Genomic DNA, 18,074 nt, shown 5'->3' with positions numbered 1-18,074 from the left:
TTACATAAAATTCTTCATTTTTTCTAAATAGTTTATTAAATTTATCTAAAGAATTATATTACTTTTTAATTTTTCCAATTAACTTGTTTATTTCACTTGGTCTAAAAATTAAAAGTGAAATAATATAAGATATTCCTGCTACAACTATTGCAATTATAAGTGATAAATTTGATCCTAAAGAATTTAATATAGCATTAAATGCAAACTTTGATAAAACCGCCATAATAATAGTAGATATAATTATTTTAAAAATATCATAAGTTGTAGTTTTTGTAATTATAGATCCAAGTTTTTTCTTAAGAGATAATACTATTAAAATAGCACCTACTATAAAAGATACACTTGTTGCAAAGGCAAGTCCTTTAATCCCCCACATTTTCGCAAAACTAATACTAAGTACAATATTTAGTACAACCATTATAACTGAATTTATAACAGGTCTTTTTGCATCCATTATTGTATAAAATACTCTTGAAATTATTTCTCTAATTCCTATTCCTATTATTCCAATTGCATAAAATGACAGTGCCAAAGCTGTAACCTTAGCATCATCAACTGAAAATGCTCCACCTACAAAAAGAAGTTTTACAATAGGTTCTGCAAATATAAAAAGCCCAACACTTGCAGGAATTACAAGAAGTGCCATTGTAAATATTGCCTCTGATGTCTGTTTTCTTAGTCCATTATAATCCTTTAAAGCACCTAGTCTTGCCATTTCTGGATAAACAGCTGTTGTAATTGATGTAATTACAATTCCTGTTACAAAACTTTGAAGTTTGTAAGCATAATTAAGTGTTGAAATTCCACCTTCAAAAAGTGATGATGCAATAGACTTTGAAATAATAAAATTAAGCTCTATTACAGAAGTTGAAATTAATACAGGAACTATAATCTTAAGCATTGCCTTTAAATTTTCATCTTCAAAATCAAATCCAAATTTATGTCTATAACCTGACTTTTTAATATATGGTAAAAATATAATATATTGAAATACAAAGGCTACTAAAATTCCAATTCCAAGATATATATATCCAAACTTTGAACTAATCCACATTGAAATTATAATTATTATATTCATAACTATTGCATGAGCAACTGATACAATAAATTTTCTCTCTATTTGAAGATATGCCTTAAATATTGAAAATACAGAAGTTGCTCCAAGTGATAACATTGCAATTCTTGTAATTAAAACACAAAGTTCAAGTTCCTCAGCCTTAAATCCAATAGCCATTACTTTTACAAGAGGTCTTGCAAAAACAATCCCAATTATAGAAATTATAAAAGATACTACAAAAATTATATTTGTAAGATTACTTGTAAATAAATCAGCATCCTTCTTTGAACTAGATTGTTTTACCTTATCATATATTGGAATATATCCATTTGCTGTTGCTCCACTTATTACATTTGTAAAAGTCATTGGAATTTGAAAGGCAACTAAAAAAACATCAGCTAAAATTGCCGTTCCGAAAAAATAAGCAAGAGCCTTTTCTCTTAAAAGCCCAAATAATTTTGCAACAATTGTTACAATCATAAGTATATAAGATGTTTTCATTATCAATCCTCTTTTTCTTTTTAATAATTCTATTATATCAAATTAATGGACATTTAAGAATAATTCTAAGTTTTCTTAACTAAATTTTAACTTTTACAAAAAAGAGATGGATTTCTCCACCTCCTTTTATTATTTAAATACTGCTACAATTTCGCCATAATATCCTTTATAAAAACTTTTATATTTACTGATTTAAAGTTATCTTATGTATTAAACTCATAATTATTAGAAATTTCTATATTATTTTTAAATTAATGACATTATAAAATAAAAAAAGAAGTAGAATTCAATCTACTTCTTAATTATTATTATATTTCTAAAATATGAATTGAACCTCTACTTATATTTAATAATTTTTTAGTTTTATCATATATTGCCTGTGATATATAGGGCTCATGAGTTACTAATATATAAGCATTACAATTATCTTTTTTAAGTTCTTTTTCTAGTTCTTCTATTGAAAATCCTGCAAGATAATCTTTTATTTCAAAGTCTTCTCCTAGTTTATTTGAAAGAATTTCTGCGCTTTGTACTGCTCTTACAAGAGGTGATGAGTATATTAAATATTCTTCTTCATCAAAAATTTTTGCAAATTCACGAAAAGTGTCATTTAATTTAATCTTTCCCTCTAGTGTAAGTTCTCTTTGAAAGTCAGAGTCTGCAAAGGCTTCAGCTATTCCATGTCTTATAAAATATATTTTCATTATTTTAAGTTATATAAACTTTTAATTCCATTATATTTTGCAAGTTTTCCAAGAGAATCTTCTATTCTTAAAAGTTCATTGTATTTTGCAACTCTTTCTGATCTTGCTGGAGCTCCTGTTTTAATAAGTCCTGCATTTGTTGCAACTGCAAGGTCAGCTATAAATGAGTCTTCAGTTTCACCTGATCTATGAGATATAACTGCAGTCATATTATGTCTTTTAGCAAGTTCAATAGCATCTAGAGTTTCTGTTAATGTTCCTATTTGATTAAGTTTAATTAAAATAGAATTTGAAACTTCTTTTTCAATTCCCTTTTGAAGTCTTTCTGTATTAGTTACAAAAAGGTCATCTCCAACAAGTTGAATTTTATCTCCAAGTTTGTCAGTTAGTTTTTTCCAGCCGTCCCAATCATCTTCATCAAGACCATCTTCTATTGAAACAATTGGATATTCTTCTACTAAATTTGCATAGAATTCTATCATTTCATCAGCGCTGTATTTTACACCCTCGCCCTTTAGATTGTAGATTCCATCTTCATACATTTCTGAAGCTGCTACATCTAGTGCAAGAACTACATCAGCACCTGGTTTATATCCTGCTTTTTCAATTGCATTTACAATTACATCAAGAGCTTCTTTATTTGATGAAAGATTTGGAGCAAATCCACCTTCATCACCTACTCCTGTTGCAAGAGATTTTTCTTTTAGTACATTTTTAAGATTATGATATACTTCTGCGCCCATTCTAAAAGCTTCTTTAAAAGTTTTTGCACCAACTGGCATTATCATAAATTCTTGAATATCTACATTATTGTCTGCATGTTCTCCACCATTTAAAATATTCATCATAGGAACTGGAAGAGTTTTAGCATTTACACCACCAATATATTGGTAAAGATTAAGTCCAAGCTCATCAGCTGCTGCTCTTGCTACTGCTAGTGAAACTCCAAGAATAGCATTTGCACCAAGTTTTCCCTTATTATCTGTTCCATCTAAGATTTGTAAATATTCATCTACACCTACTTGATCAAAACAGTCAAAATAAATAAGTTCTTCTGCAATTATACTATTAACATTATCTACTGCTTTTTCTACACCTTTTCCAAGATATCTTTCTTTATTTCCATCTCTAAGTTCTACAGCTTCATGAGCTCCAGTTGAAGCACCACTTGGTACAGCTGCACGACCAAATCCACCTGCTTCAGTTTCTACTTCAACTTCAACTGTTGGATTTCCTCTTGAATCTAAAATCTCTCTTGCATATACATTATTAATTAAACTCATATTTCCTCCCTTATTTTATTAAGCTTTCTCCAGTCATTTCTTTCGGTTTTTCTATATTCATAAGATCAAGTATTGTAGGAGATAAATCACAAAGTTTTCCATCTTTTAACTCTACATTTCCTGCTCCATATAAAAATAATGGAACTGGATTTGTACTATGACTTGTAACAATACTTCCATCTTTATTTCTCATAAGTTCACAGTTTCCATGATCTGCTGTAATAAGAGCTGCTCCACCTACTTCATCAAGTGATTTAAGAATATCACCTAGACAAGTATCTACTGTTTCTACAGCTTTTTTTGCTGCTTCTATTACTCCAGTATGCCCTACCATATCTGGATTTGCAAAATTCAAAATAATACAATCATATTCTTCTGATTTTATTCTTTCAATTACATTTTCTGTCACTTCTATAGCAGACATTTCAGGTTGTAAATCATAAGTTGCAACCTTAGGAGATGGTATTAAAACCCTATCTTCTTTATCAAACTCATCTTCACGTCCACCATTAAAGAAAAATGTAACATGTGCATATTTTTCAGTTTCTGCAATTCTAAGTTGTTTTTTGTTATTTTTTGCAAGAACTTCTCCAAGAGTATTTTCTGGAATATTTTCACCAAAGGCAATATGAGTATTTGGAATAGTCTTGTCGTATTCAGTCATAGTTGCTATATATAGTTTTGGTGATGATTTTCTTTCAAATCCATTAAAATCTGGATCTGCAAAAGCTCTTATAATTTGTCTTGCTCTATCTGGTCTAAAGTTAAAGAATATTAAAGAGTCATTGTCCTTAATTTTTCCAATAGCTTCATTGTTTTTTGTAATAACACCTGGAATTACAAACTCATCAAAAATCTTTTTATCATAATTTGATTTTATTAAGTCACTAGGATTTTCAAACTTCTCTCCCTCGCCTAAAGTATAAGCGTCATAGGCTTTTTCTGTTCTATCCCATCTTTTATCTCTGTCCATTGCATAATATCTTCCTGAAACTGATGCAATTTCTCCAATTCCAATTTCTTGTAATTTTTCTTCAAGTTCTTTTACATCTTTAAGTCCAATATCAGGAGGAACATCACGTCCATCTAAAATAACATGAACAAATACTTTTTCTACATTTTCTTTTTTCATAAGTTTTAATAGTGCAATTAAATGATCAACATGTGAATGAACTCCACCATGAGATAAAAGTCCCATTAAATGAACAGCTGAGTTATTCTCTTTTGCATTTAAAACAGCATCATTAAAAGCCTTATTATTATAAAAATCACCAGTTTTTATAGATTCTGTAATTCTTGTTAAGTTTTGATATACTACTCTTCCTGCTCCAATATTTAAATGTCCCACTTCAGAATTTCCCATTTGTCCCTCAGGAAGTCCAACAGCAAGACCAGAAGCTTCAAGTTTTGACTTTGGCATATTTTTACATAAATTATCAATTACAGGAGTATTTGCAATAAATGCAGAATTTGTATCTACTTTCTCTCCAATACCAAATCCATCTAAAATAATTAACATTACAGGTTTCATTTTTTTATTCTCCAAAATTAACTAAATCCCTAAAATCCTCTGCTTTAAGGCTTGCTCCACCTACAAGAGCTCCGTCAATATTTTCATTTTGCATAAGTTCTTTTACATTTGCAGGTTTTACAGAACCACCATAAAGGATTCTAATTTCATTAGATTTTTCTTTATCAAAAATATCACTTAATATTTCTCTAATAAATAGACACATTTTTTCAGCATCTTCAGGATTACAAGTCTTTCCAGTACCTATTGCCCAAATAGGCTCATAAGCAACTACAACTTTTTTATAATCCTCAATATCTTTTAGAGATTTTCTAAGTTGATTTTCTACAACTTTTTCGTGATTGTTTTCTTCTCTATCTTTTTCTTCCTCACCAACACAAAGAATAGCTACAAAATCTTCATCAATAGCTCTTTTTATTTTGGCATTTACTATTTCATTACTTTCATTATAGTAAGTTCTTCTTTCAGAATGGCCTAGAATAATATACTTAACATCTAAATCTCTTAGCATATTAGTAGATATTTCTCCAGTTCTTGCACCATCTTCATATTCACTTACATTTTGAGCTCCTAATAAAACATTAGAATCTTTTAAAATTTCCATTGCAGGATATAGTGAAGTAAAAGTTGGGCAAATTAATGCATCAACCTTATTATCTAAATCCATTTTAACAAGTTCATTTAACATTTCTTTTGTGTCAGTAACATTTAAGTTCATTTTCCAGTTACCTGCTATGAGTGGTTTTCTCATATATCCTCCTATTTATCATTAATACATGCTATTCCAGGAAGAACTTTCCCTTCAAGCATCTCAAGACTTGCTCCGCCACCAGTTGAAATATGTGACATTTTATCACTAAGACCAGCTTGTGCTATTGCAGAAGCAGAATCTCCTCCACCAATAATTGTAATAGCATCTAAATTTGATAATGTCTTAGCTATTTCAAAAGTTCCATTTGCAAAAATCGGAATTTCAAATACTCCAGCAGGGCCATTCCAAATTACAGTCTTAGCATCTTTTAACTCTTCATTAATAAGTTTTACACTCATAGGTCCAATATCAAGACCTTCAAGATTTGTTGGAATATTCATAGCAGGAACAACTGCAGTTCTAGCATCCTTTGAAATCTCCTCAGCAACAACAAAATCAATAGGAAGAATAATTCTTACATTTTTTTCATCTGCTTTTTTAAGAATATCTCTAGCTACATCAAGTTTGTCATTTTCAACAAGAGACTTTCCAACAGCTATACCTTGAGATTTTAAGAAAGTATAAGCCATTGCTCCAACAATTATAATCTTATCTACCTTATCAAGTAAATTGTCAATTACACCAATTTTGTCAGATACCTTAGCTCCACCTAGAATTGCAACAAAAGGTCTCTTTGGATCTTCTAAAGCACCTTCAATATATTTAACTTCCTTTTCAATTAGAAGACCTATTGCAGATGGAAGATAAGCTGAAACACCAACATTTGAAGCATGAGCTCTATGGCTAGTTCCAAAAGCATCATTTACATAAATATCAAAGTTTTTAGCAAGTTCTTTAGAAAAATCTTCATCATTTTTCTCTTCCCCTGCAACAAATCTAGTATTCTCAAGAAGAGCAACCTCTCCTGATTTTAAATTTATTATTTCCTCTTGAACCTTATTAGAAATAACAGACTCATCATCTAAAAATTTAACATCTTTATTTAAAAGTTCAGAAAGTCTTTTAGATACAATTTCTAAAGACATATCCTTATTATATTGTCCCTTAGGTCGTCCAAGATGAGACATTAATACAACAGATCCCCCATTTTCTAAAACATAATTTATAGTAGGAAGACTTTCAACTATTCTATTGTCATTAGTAATAACTCCATTTTGAATTGGCACATTAAAATCAACTCTAATTAAAACCTTTTTATTACTAAAATCATAATCCTTTAATGTTTTTTTCATAATACCTCCAATTAAAGACTAAGCGAAAACCCAATATGAGTTTTCGCCTAATATCTTATAGTGATTTTGCTACTTTGTTAGTTAGGTCAACAACTCTTTGTGAATAACCCCATTCGTTATCATACCAAGATACACATTTAACAAGTCTGCCATTTACAAGAGTAAGTTTAGCATCAAAGATTGAAGAATGTGGATTAGCAATAATATCTGAAGAAACAAGATCTTCTTCTGAATATTCTAATACACCTTTAAGTTCATTTTCAGCTGCTTTTTTCATAGCTGCATTTATTTCTTCAACAGTTGCATCTTTTTCAATTTCAAAAGTAACATCTACAATAGATCCAGTAATAACAGGTACTCTCATAGCCATACCAGTTAAAATTCCATTAACTTCTGGAATAACTTTACCAACAGCTTCAGCAGCACCAGTAGTAGTTGGAATAATATTTTCAGCTCCAGCTCTTGCACGTCTTAAATCTTTGTGATTAGCATCATGGATTTTTTGGTCATTAGTATAAGCATGAACAGTTGTCATAAGACCTTTTTTAATACCAAAGTTTTCAAGAATAACCTTAGTAACAGGTGCTAGACAGTTTGTAGTACATGAAGCATTTGAAATAATATTATGAACTGCAGGATCATAATTTTCATCATTAACTCCAAGAACAACAGTTAAATCTTCTTCCTTAGCAGGTGCTGAAATAATAACTTTTTTAGCACCAGATTTAATATGTCCTTCTGCAGCATCTCTTTTTGTAAATACACCAGTAGATTCAATAACAATATCTACACCAAGTTCTTTCCAAGGCATTTTGTCAGGAGTAGCTCCATTTATAAATGTAACTTTTTTACCATTTATAGTAAATCCATCTTCAAGTTCTTCAATTTCACCAGGGAAAGTTCTGTAAATTGAATCATATTTGAATAAATGAGTAAAAGCATGAACATTGTCTAAAGCATTTAATTCAGCTACATAAGCAATTTCATAATCCTTATCATCTCTTAAAGCCCATCCACGTAATACATCTCTACCAATTCTACCAAAACCATTAATAGCAACTTTAACTGTCATATTAAATTGACCTCCTAATATTTAAAATCTCATTTGCTGCACTCTCATCTATTACAAGAATCATGTCCTGCCTTAAAGATGAAATACTAATAATACTATCAGCCTTTTCACATCCCCCAGCAACACCAATAATTCTTGGAATCTTTTTAAAATCTTCTATAGTAATCCCAATACTTTGAGATCTATAAACCTCATTACCCTCAATATCAAAATAATGTCCAAAAGCTTCAGCAACAGCCTTATTATCTAAAATCTCATCCTTAATATCATCACTAATCCTACGCCTATCAAGCATAACATCAGCCCTTCCAATACCAAAAATTAAAATATCTAAAGACTTAAGCATATTATAAGCTTCCTTTACCTCTTCATTTTCCATTAACATTTTCATAGCTTCAGCAGAAGCAGTATCAGGAACAGGAAGAAGTTGGTACTCACCATTTAGCTTTGTTGCAATCTTTGATGCAATAGAATTTGCCTGAAACTTAGCACTTCTGCCAAGAGAACCCCTAGCAGGAATCACAGTAATATCTAAATCCTCTTTAGATTTTTCCATCTCATCACCAATAGAACTTAAAGTTCTACCACCAGTAACACCTAAAATATCTCCCCTAGAAACAACATTTTTAATAATTCTAGCCGTTTCAGCACCAAGATTAATATAAGTGTGTTCAGACTTTTTCGTATCACCTTTTACAACAAAGACATCATTGACATTAAGCATTAAAGCAATTCTCTTTCCTAAATCAGTTAGATTATTTAAATCTCTATAAATAGTTGAAAGATCCTTTAACTTTATTTTACCCTCTTTTGTAATACTTATTCCTGCAGCGGAAACATCTACGCAGTCCATATCTCTTAAAATAGATATCTCATCTCTAATAATTCTCTCTGAAATATCCATCTTACTAGAAAGAGTCCTTCTGCCCAAAGTTCCCTCTTTATTTAGAAACTCTAAAATCTCATATCTTCTTATGAAAATATCTCTAAACTCAGGAACAAAATTAGTAATATTCTCTATATTCATAAAATCACCTGTGGACTATTTCTATCCCATAGTACAGTTTTTGTTCCCACTGTAATAAAAAATTTTTCTTACACTTAAAATATACCCCTTATTAGACCATTTGTCAAATCTATATTTTATAAATAGTATAACATTAATATTATATGATATATCACTTATATATTAAAACTTTCCCATAAAATAGCCATTATTTCAATTTATTTTATTACATTAATTAAATATATACATAATAAAATTAAAAAAAAGTAGATATTTCTATCTACTTTTTTATTATTATCTTAAGTTTTCTGCTTCATCTAATCTTTTTAAAATTTCTTCTTTTCCAAGTAGACAAATTATATTTTTAAGTTCTGGTCCATGAACATTTCCAGATATTGCTGCTCTTACTGGCATATAAAGATTTTTACCTTTTATACCTGTTGCCTTTTGGATTTTTTTCATTACTCCTGATGCAAAGTCCATATCAATTTTTTCAACTGAGTTTAGTTCTTCTTTAAAAGCTTTTATAAGTTCTGGAACTTGTTCTTTTTTAAGTTCTTCTATTGCTGCTTCTTCTGTAATTTCAAGATCTCCAAATAGGAAAGAAACTTTTTCTGGAACTTCTTCTAGTCTGTCTAGTGAATCTCTTACTGTGTCTATTAGCATTAGATATTTATCTTCATCTGCTTTTATTTCTTCTTCTGTTATAAGTCCTGATTTTACCATATATGGTATTGATAGTTTTGCTATTTCTTCTAGTGAATATTTTTTGATGTAATGAGAGTTAACCCAATCAAGTTTTTCTTTATCAAATATTCCTCCAGCTTTGCCAACTCTATCAAAGGTAAATTTCTCTATTAAGTCTTTCATTTCCATTATTTCTTCGCCATCTTCTGGTGACCATCCAACTAATGCAAGATAGTTTACTAGTCCTTCTGGTAGATATCCTCTTTCTCTAAAGTCTTCTACTGATACATCACCTTGACGTTTTGAAAGTTTTTTTCTGTCTTTGTTTAGTACTGTTGGAAGGTGGACAAATGTTGGTGCTTCCCATCCAAAACATTCATATAAATATACATGTTTTGGTGTTGATGGTAGCCATTCTTCTCCTCTTACTACATCTGTTATTCCCATTAAATGATCATCTACTACTACTGCCATGTGATATGTTGGGAATCCATCAGATTTCATTAATACTTGATCGTCCATTTCATTAGTATTAATTGTAACTTTTCCTCTTACTGCATCATCAAAGGATATATCTCTATTGTGAGGAAGTTTAAGCCTTACTACATATTCTTCACCATTTGCAATTCTTTTTTTAGCTTCTTCTAATGGGATTTCTCTACATAGTCCATCATATCTTGGTATTTGACCTTTTATTTTTTGTTCTTCTCTTACTGAGTCAAGTCTTTCTTTTGTACAGAAACAATAATATGCTTTTCCACTTTCTATTAGTTCATCTACATATTTTTTATAGATATCTAGTCTTTGAGATTGAATATATGGTCCATCTTCACCTTTTTCTACGATTTTTCCATCTTCTACAAAGACACCTTCATCATAGTCTATTCCTGCCCATTTTAATGATTCAATTAAGTTTTCAATTGCTCCATCTACATATCTTGTTCTATCTGTATCTTCTATTCTAAGTATAAATTTTCCATTGTTTTTTCTTGCATATAAATAATTGTAAAGTGCTGTTCTTAGTCCACCTATGTGTAAAAATCCAGTTGGACTTGGTGCGAAACGAACTCTAATATCGCTCATATTATCCTCCTATATTATCTCTTTTACTATTTTTTCAAAAAAAGATACTATTAAATTATTTATTATTAATAATACAATTGTAATAGTATTTCTTTTATGTAGGTAAAAATATATACTAAGTAATAAAAATATTATTCCTATTACTACTTTTATTTCTAATATCTTTATATATTCATCTTTTTTATCTTTGGATATTTTCTCTAAAAAACCTTTATTGTTTTTATTTACATAATTTGAAATTATTAAAAATACATCTACTATCAGTGACAATATTCCCATTATAAAAAATAGTTTTATAAAAATTCCCATAAATCACCTATATAATTATATTAGAAAAGAAAAAAATTGTAAATATGGCTATTATCCAATATATTTATATACTGATAGCACAAGTGCTATTATAAACCATCTTACAGTGCTTTTTACTCTTTTTGAGTTATATTTTCTATATGTGAATACTACTAAAAATAAAAGCACTACTATTATTGATATTCTAATTTTACTAATTATATCTGTATTTAATGCTTCTACAAAGTTTGATATAATAAGCAAAACTACTGGAACCATAAATAGGTCATTTTTTTCTATCCAGTTATTTACTTTCAAAAGAAATTCATCTGTTTTCTTCATATTGCTCCCCCTAAAACTTTGATTATATAATAGTATATACAAAATTTACATATTTTAAAACAAAAAAGACGCCTTATAGACGTCTTTTAATTTAGTTAAAGTTTTTTTGTTCTTCTAAGGCTTTTTTCAAAGCTTTTTGAATTTCAGGATTTTTTTGCATTTCTTTCATTTTTTTAATATGTTTTAATTTTTCCATATCTGATAGTTCATCAAATTTAGATTTTCCTGAGCAAGATGTTGAAAATGAACAACTAGAACATCCTCCTCCACAAGCTCCATTTATTACTACATATTTAATTGCAAAAATCACTGCTATTACAAGTATTAAAAGCACTATTAAAGTAGCCATTTAATCACCTTTTTCTGATTTAATATCTGAACAATGTCCACAATTACAAGTTCCTTTATTTTTAATACGTCTAATTGCAAGTATTACTACTATTAAAAGTATTGCGCCAATTATATAATTAGCCATTTAATCACCTATCCTTGTAAACCCTCTTTTAAAACTTCTTTTTCTTTATATTTATCTTTTCTAAATATTAGATATAGATATATAAAAAGTACCACTCCTGCTATTGCAGTCCAAATTGTTGGTGCTTCGTGAAGCACTAAGATTCTACCAAACTGATATATCATAAGTGATATTGTATAGGAGAATATCATTTGATATGCCATTGCAAATCCAAACCATTTTTTATCTCCCATTTCTTGTTTTATAGCTCCAACTGCTGCAAAACAAGGAATTGTAATTTGATTAAAGAATACAAAGGATAGTGCTGAAACTGCATTAAATTGATTTGCAATAAATTGGTTTAAGTTTGGATCTCCAAGTTCTGCACTTCCTATTCCTGCAACTACTCCATAAGTTCCTACTACAAGTTCTTTAGCTCCAAGTCCTACTACTGTAGCAACTGTAGCCATCCAGTTTCCAAATCCAAGTGGAACAAATATCCATTGAAGTTTTTTACCTATAAATGAAAGTATTGAGTCTGTTGCATCACTTTCAAATTCTACAAATTGTCCTGTTACTGAAATATTTTGTAAAAACCATATTACTATTGTAAATAACATGATTACTGTTCCTGCTTTTATAATGAAAGATTTACATCTATCATATGTTGCTTTAAATATATTTCTCATACTTGGTGCATGATAGTCTGGAAGCTCCATTATAAATGGTGATGTATCTCCGTGGAATCTCTTAGTTTTCTTTAAAATAAGTCCTGATAAGATTACTGCAAGTATTCCTCCAAAGTACCAAATAGGTCCATACCACCATTTGCCTGATAATACTACTGCAAAAAGTGCAATTATTTCCGTCTTAGCACCACAAGGCATAAAAGATGCAACTGTTATTGTCATTCTTCTATCATTGTCATTTTCAATAGTTCTTGTTCCTATAATTCCTGGAACTGAACATCCTGTTCCTACTAAAATAGGAATGAAAGATTTACCACTTAGTCCAAATCTTTTAAATACTCTATCTAATATAAAGGCAATTCTTGACATATATCCTACATCTTCAAGTATTGATATTAGGAAAAATAGTGTTGCTATTACAGGTAAAAATCCTACAACTGATCCTACTCCACCAATAATACCATCAGATATTAAGCTTGTTAGCCAAGGTGCTACTTCGTGATTCGCCAAAAATCCTGCAACATGAGTTGGAACTACTTCTCCTAAAAACTCATCAGCCCACCAATCATTTACAGGTCCACCAACTACAGTAACTGCAATATAATAAACTCCAAACATTATAAGTGCAAATATTGGTATTGCCAAAAATCTATTAGTTACTATTTTGTCTATTTTATCTGATGTAGATAGTCCAACTACACCTTTTTTTATATTACCTTTAGTTATTTTAGTTACAAAATTATATCTTTGATCTGTGATTATTCCCTCAGCATCATCATCAAATTCTTTTTCTGCTTTAATTCTTATTTCATCTATTAAAGATTTTTCTTCTGCTGTAAGAATAAATTCTTTTTCTATTTTTTCATCATCTTCAAAAAGTTTTATTGCAAGCCATCTCTTTGATGGATGATCTTTTATTGATTCTACACTATTTTCTATAGTGTCAATGTATTCTTCTAAACTACTAGAAAAAGATTTAATTTCTTTTATATCTTTGTCATTTGCTTTTTTAATAGCTGCTTCAACTAAGGCATCAATATTTTCATTTTTAATTGCTGAAACTTCTACAACTTCACAATTAAGAGATTTTGCTATTTCTTTTGTGTTGATCTTATCTCCATTTTTTCTTACTATATCCATCATATTAAATGCAAGTACAAGTGGAATTCTAAGTTCTGATAATTGAGTTGCAAGATATAGATTTCTTTCTATATTTGTAGCATCAATTACATCTATAATTACATCTGGTCTTTCATTTAATAGATAATCTCTAGATACAACTTCTTCTAATGTATAAGGTGATAACGAATAAATTCCAGGTAAGTCTGTGAATTTTATATTTTTATCTTTTGTATATTCTCCTGTTTTTTTCTCTACTGTAACTCCAGGCCAGTTTCCAACATATTGATTTGAGCCTGTTAATTTATTAAATAATGTTGATTTACCACTATTGGGATTTCCAGCAAGAGCAATTGTTATTGCCATTTTATTCCTCCTATTAGTTTAATTCTTCTACTTCTATTAAGCTTGAGTCTTCTCTTCTTAAACTAAGTTCATAGTTTCTAATATTAAATTGAACTGGATCTCCTAAAGGTGCAACTTTTCTTACAAAAATCGGTGTTCCCCTTGTTATTCCCATATCCATTATTCTTCTTTTCAATGGACCATGCCCATGTATTTTAAGTACCTTATAAATTTTACCAACTTTAGCATCTTTTAATGTCATATTATCACTCCTATATTTTTATAATAGACAATTCTAAGCTAAATTATAGTGAAATAATTTTATGTAATTTTAAAATTGTCAAAATTAATCATTTTTTAAACGATAATCATTATCATATCAACTTATAAAAAAAGAATTTTTTAAGTTCTTCCTCTAATTAATAACGATTATCTCTTAGTACGTTTTTATTATAACACAGAATATACAGATTTTTTAAAAAAGTTACGATAATTTATAAAAAACTTTTATTTTCAAAAAAGCATAAAAAAAAGAGAGCTTCTGCTCTCTTAAAATATGTAGCCGTGAACCCAACTTCGAAAGTAAATTTCCACACGGTACCCAAATAGTTAACTCAGACTAGGCACTCCCACGGCACACGTAAAATCCTGCTTAGTGCTGCTTCCGTCAAGACCTGACACGGTTCACAGGCATACGTTGCGTAGGACCCAATCCTCAACGCCACACATTTGGGGCAGACTGCACAAATCACTACCTCAGTTGGGAATTCAACCCTACTACAGCGAATCGTAGGTTACAAGACATCGCTAATTCCCCGTCTATCACGGCATATGGCGGAGAGAGGGGGATTCGAACCCCCGAAACGTTGCCGTTTACTCGCTTTCCAGGCGAGCTCCTTCAACCACTCGGACACCTCTCCATATGCTTAGGTTTTAATTTTACATTTTTTTTAATAATTTGTCAATATTATGGTCCTTATATATTCTACAACATATTACTTTAACTATCAACTTTAATTTTACACTATGTTTACTATTATTTTAATATATAGTAGAATATTTAAGAAGAGGTGAAAACATTGAGTACTAAGGAAATTATATTAAAAAAACTTGAAGAAAATCGAGATAAATTTATCTCTGGTGAAGATCTTGCTACAGAACTTAACCTTTCAAGAACTGCTATTTGGAAAGCTGTAAACTCTTTAAAAGATGAGGGCTTTATTATAAATAGCTCTACTAATAAGGGATATAAATTAGATGATAGTTGCGATAAAATTTCTAAATATGGAGTTTTATTTAATTTAAGAGATGAATTAAAAAATAGCGATATTATTGTATATGATAGTATTGATTCTACTAATACTGAAGCAAAAAGACTTTTATACAGTGAAAATCTTAAAAACTTTACAATTTTAATTTCAGATGAACAAACTATGGGACGTGGCCGTACTGGAAAAAGCTTTGCATCTCCTAAGGGCACTGGAATTTATATTTCAATTGTACTATTTCCTGATGAAAGATTTAACTTCAATGCCTTTGATCTTATTACAGTAAAAGCTGCTGTTGCAGTTGTAAATGCTATAAAAAATAAAACTAATAAAAATCCAGAAATTAAATGGGTTAATGATATATTCTTAAACCATAAAAAAATCTGCGGTATTTTATCAGAAGCCGATGCTGATTTTGAATCACATGAAATTAAATCAGTAATAGTTGGAATTGGACTAAACTTCAAAACTAAAGATAAAGATTTTGGAAAAGATTTAAAAGCCATTGCAGGTTCACTTCTAAAGGATAAGGAATCCTCTTTACTTAGAAATGAAATGGCTGCTGAAATTATAAATGAATTTTATGATTCTTATTATAATTTAAGTGATGAAGAAGTTTTAAAAATTTATAAAGATAATTCCCTACTTCTTGGTAGGCAAGTATCCTTTGAAAAAAACGGCGTAAAATACGAAGCAAAAGCAATAGATATAAATGATAAAGGAAACTTAGTTGTAGAACTTGAAAATAAGGAGATAATGACCTTATTAAGTGGCGAAGTTTCTGTTAAAGGTGAATTCTAAGCACTTCTTAAAAGAGGTGCTTTTTTTCTTGTAAGAATTTAAATAAAGTGTTAAAATAGCACTTGCATTAATCTTAAATCTAAACTTTATGATTAGGACTTGTTCGAGAACTCCAAGTATAAAAAACTATGATTGATGTTTTTTACTTAAAGTTCTCCTTATTTAAGGAGGTATTATATGAAAAAAATAATAATTGACTGTGACCCTGGAATTGACGATACTCTTGCACTTAGTCTTGCGATTAATAGCCCTGAGTATGATATTCTTGGAATCACTCTAGTATCAGGAAATGTTGAAGCAACATTATGTTATAAAAATGCGCTTAAATTACTTAATTTTGAACAAACTTCCATTCCTCTGTACATTGGTGAAGAAGTTCCACTTGTTAGGGAACTTGTAACTGCTAAAGAAACTCATGGGGAGGATGGGCTAGGAAATTCAAATCTTGTCTATAATTATATCCCACCACAAAAAAATGCAGTAGATTTTATATTAAATAGTCTAAATAAAGAAAAAAACATTAAGATTTTTGCATTAGGACCTCTTACAAATATTGCAACTGCTTTAAAAAAAGATAGAGAAACTTTTAAAAATGTTGAACTAATTTGTATGGGAGGAGCCTTTAAAAGTCATGGCAACTGCTCGCCTGTTGCAGAATTTAACTTCTGGGTAGATCCAGATGCTGCTGATTATGTAATTAAAAATTATCCTGGAATGGTTAAAATCCTTCCTCTTGATGTTACTAGAAAGTTTCTATTTACACCAAATATGCTTTCTTACTTAAAACATCTTAATAAAAAAAGAGCAGATTTTATAGAATCAATTACTAATTTTTATATGGATTTTCACTATGAATATGAAGATATTATTGGCTGTGTTATAAATGATCCACTTACATTTATTGCAGATCTTAGAGAAGATTTGTTTGAAAAAAAAGAATATTACTGCGAAGTTGCTCTTAGTAGTCAAGCTATGGGACAACTTATAGTTGATGAATATGATTTTTATAAAAAGAAAAAAAATGTAATTTTATATACAGATGTAGATAATGAAACTGCCATGAAAGAATTTCTCTCAAGACTTTTTAAAGATCATAGAGATGAAATTTTTGCAAGGAGTGATTTATATTAAAAATTTAAACAATACAAAAAAAATCACTATTATTTCAATTGCAATGGCTATAAATATAGTTGGAGGGTTTATTGCCCTTGGGCTTCGTCTTCCCCTATATTTAGATGGTCTTGGAACTGTTCTTATAGGATTTGTACTTGGTCCAAAATACGGTGCCTTAGCTGGGCTTTTAAGCGCTACAATAAATGGAATGTCCTTTGATATATATTCTTTTTATTTTTCACCAGCTCAAATTTTACTTGGATATTTTTCAGGTATAATTCCAAAACTTAAAACAGGAACATTAAAAGAGAAAATACTATTAAACTTTATAGTTGCAATTCCAATATGTCTTGTAAGTTCCTTTATATCTGCTAAACTTTTTGGAACTGTAACTAGTTCTGGATCTTCTTATTTTGTTCAGATTTTAAGAGCAATTGGTGTAAATGATATAATGTCTGTTTTTTTAATACAATTTATAACAGATTATTTTGATAAATTATTTGCTATTTTAATAGTTTCAAAAATCGTAAATTCTAGAGGATTTAAAGAAATTTATAGTTGATTTTTATCTAAATAAATATTATAATGAAGTTCAACCCTTGGGGTGTTCTAGTAGTGGACGACTAGAACATCTAAAAAGCGACTACTATGTAGTCGCTTTTTTTTATATATTTTTGCAATAAAAAGGACCTAAATTAAATTTAGGTCCTTTGAAAAAACGTATAAAACGTAAAAAGAGCCTAAGGCTCTTTTTATGTATAGCTGGGAAGAAAAAAGATGATTGAAG

Annotated in this window: 18 protein-coding genes, 1 tRNA gene and 1 other RNA gene; 3 read left to right on the top strand and 17 right to left on the bottom strand. The window is 29.5% G+C overall.

The features are described from left to right. Positions 1 to 58: 58 nt before the first annotated feature. From murJ to J2Z71_RS07055, 17 genes are all read right to left on the bottom strand, one after another. Positions 59 to 1,558, bottom strand: coding sequence for a murein biosynthesis integral membrane protein MurJ (gene murJ, locus J2Z71_RS07135; RefSeq protein ID WP_210061552.1), 1,500 nt, complete (start codon positions 1,556 to 1,558; stop codon positions 59 to 61). A 308-nt stretch (positions 1,559 to 1,866) separates the two neighbouring features. Next, positions 1,867 to 2,262: a SixA phosphatase family protein gene (locus tag J2Z71_RS07130; RefSeq protein WP_210061551.1), complete on the bottom strand. Its 396-nt coding sequence runs from the start codon at positions 2,260 to 2,262 to the stop codon at positions 1,867 to 1,869. After that, positions 2,262 to 3,545 carry a phosphopyruvate hydratase gene (eno, locus tag J2Z71_RS07125; protein ID WP_210061550.1) on the bottom strand — a complete coding sequence of 428 codons (1,284 nt, stop codon included), beginning with the start codon at positions 3,543 to 3,545 and terminating at the stop codon, positions 2,262 to 2,264. Before eno ends, J2Z71_RS07130 begins: the two co-directional genes overlap by 1 nt. Before the next feature lie 10 nt (positions 3,546 to 3,555). Then, positions 3,556 to 5,076 (bottom strand): 2,3-bisphosphoglycerate-independent phosphoglycerate mutase, encoded by a 1,521-nt coding sequence (gpmI, locus tag J2Z71_RS07120; protein WP_210061549.1) that lies wholly within the window; start codon positions 5,074 to 5,076, stop codon positions 3,556 to 3,558. A 4-nt stretch (positions 5,077 to 5,080) separates the two neighbouring features. Continuing rightward, positions 5,081 to 5,827, bottom strand: a complete 747-nt coding sequence (tpiA, locus tag J2Z71_RS07115; RefSeq protein WP_210061548.1) for a triose-phosphate isomerase — start codon at positions 5,825 to 5,827, stop codon at positions 5,081 to 5,083. 8 nt (positions 5,828 to 5,835) lie between these two features. Next, complete coding sequence (locus J2Z71_RS07110; protein WP_210061613.1) at positions 5,836 to 7,023, bottom strand: phosphoglycerate kinase; 1,188 nt, start codon at positions 7,021 to 7,023, stop codon at positions 5,836 to 5,838. Positions 7,024 to 7,075: 52 nt separating this feature from the next. Further along, positions 7,076 to 8,092, bottom strand: coding sequence for a type I glyceraldehyde-3-phosphate dehydrogenase (gene gap, locus J2Z71_RS07105; protein WP_210061547.1), 1,017 nt, complete (start codon positions 8,090 to 8,092; stop codon positions 7,076 to 7,078). Position 8,093: 1 nt separating this feature from the next. Further along, positions 8,094 to 9,119, bottom strand: coding sequence for a sugar-binding transcriptional regulator (locus tag J2Z71_RS07100; protein WP_210061540.1), 1,026 nt, complete (start codon positions 9,117 to 9,119; stop codon positions 8,094 to 8,096). Between the two features lie 273 nt (positions 9,120 to 9,392). Next, positions 9,393 to 10,868, bottom strand: a complete 1,476-nt coding sequence (gene gltX, locus J2Z71_RS07095) for a glutamate--tRNA ligase (protein ID WP_210061538.1) — start codon at positions 10,866 to 10,868, stop codon at positions 9,393 to 9,395. Positions 10,869 to 10,877: 9 nt separating this feature from the next. Beyond that, a complete protein-coding gene (locus J2Z71_RS07090; RefSeq protein WP_210061536.1) occupies positions 10,878 to 11,177 on the bottom strand; it encodes a hypothetical protein in 300 nt (99 codons plus the stop codon). Between the two features lie 51 nt (positions 11,178 to 11,228). Then, a complete protein-coding gene (locus tag J2Z71_RS07085; protein ID WP_210061533.1) occupies positions 11,229 to 11,498 on the bottom strand; it encodes a hypothetical protein in 270 nt (89 codons plus the stop codon). Between the two features lie 91 nt (positions 11,499 to 11,589). Next, positions 11,590 to 11,847, bottom strand: coding sequence for a FeoB-associated Cys-rich membrane protein (locus J2Z71_RS07080; RefSeq protein ID WP_210061531.1), 258 nt, complete (start codon positions 11,845 to 11,847; stop codon positions 11,590 to 11,592). Then, positions 11,848 to 11,973 (bottom strand): FeoB-associated Cys-rich membrane protein, encoded by a 126-nt coding sequence (locus J2Z71_RS07075; RefSeq protein WP_210061529.1) that lies wholly within the window; start codon positions 11,971 to 11,973, stop codon positions 11,848 to 11,850. 8 nt (positions 11,974 to 11,981) lie between these two features. Continuing rightward, positions 11,982 to 14,126 carry a ferrous iron transport protein B gene (gene feoB / locus J2Z71_RS07070; protein ID WP_210061527.1) on the bottom strand — a complete coding sequence of 715 codons (2,145 nt, stop codon included), beginning with the start codon at positions 14,124 to 14,126 and terminating at the stop codon, positions 11,982 to 11,984. A gap of 13 nt (positions 14,127 to 14,139) precedes the next feature. Next, complete coding sequence (locus J2Z71_RS07065; RefSeq protein ID WP_210061525.1) at positions 14,140 to 14,367, bottom strand: FeoA family protein; 228 nt, start codon at positions 14,365 to 14,367, stop codon at positions 14,140 to 14,142. 300 nt (positions 14,368 to 14,667) lie between these two features. Next, positions 14,668 to 14,933: signal recognition particle sRNA large type (ffs, locus tag J2Z71_RS07060), an RNA gene on the bottom strand. A 4-nt stretch (positions 14,934 to 14,937) separates the two neighbouring features. Further along, positions 14,938 to 15,025 (bottom strand) — tRNA-Ser (locus J2Z71_RS07055). Positions 15,026 to 15,175: 150 nt separating this feature from the next. Here J2Z71_RS07055 and J2Z71_RS07050 point away from each other — a divergent pair. The 3 genes from J2Z71_RS07050 to J2Z71_RS07040 all read left to right on the top strand — a co-directional run bounded on the left by J2Z71_RS07050 (position 15,176) and on the right by J2Z71_RS07040 (position 17,849). Beyond that, on the top strand, positions 15,176 to 16,174 hold the full coding sequence (locus J2Z71_RS07050) for a biotin--[acetyl-CoA-carboxylase] ligase (RefSeq protein WP_342590811.1): 999 nt from the start codon (positions 15,176 to 15,178) through the stop codon (positions 16,172 to 16,174). 177 nt (positions 16,175 to 16,351) lie between these two features. Continuing rightward, positions 16,352 to 17,305, top strand: coding sequence for a nucleoside hydrolase (locus tag J2Z71_RS07045; RefSeq protein ID WP_210061521.1), 954 nt, complete (start codon positions 16,352 to 16,354; stop codon positions 17,303 to 17,305). After that, positions 17,274 to 17,849 carry an ECF transporter S component gene (locus tag J2Z71_RS07040; protein WP_210061519.1) on the top strand — a complete coding sequence of 192 codons (576 nt, stop codon included), beginning with the start codon at positions 17,274 to 17,276 and terminating at the stop codon, positions 17,847 to 17,849. Before J2Z71_RS07045 ends, J2Z71_RS07040 begins: the two co-directional genes overlap by 32 nt. The last annotated feature ends 225 nt before the right edge of the window (positions 17,850 to 18,074 follow it).

It is taken from the genome of Peptoniphilus stercorisuis (assembly GCF_017874395.1).
Taxonomy (GTDB): Bacteria; Bacillota; Clostridia; order Tissierellales; family Peptoniphilaceae; genus Anaerosphaera; species Anaerosphaera stercorisuis.
This window is presented reverse-complemented; position numbering and strand designations above follow the sequence as displayed.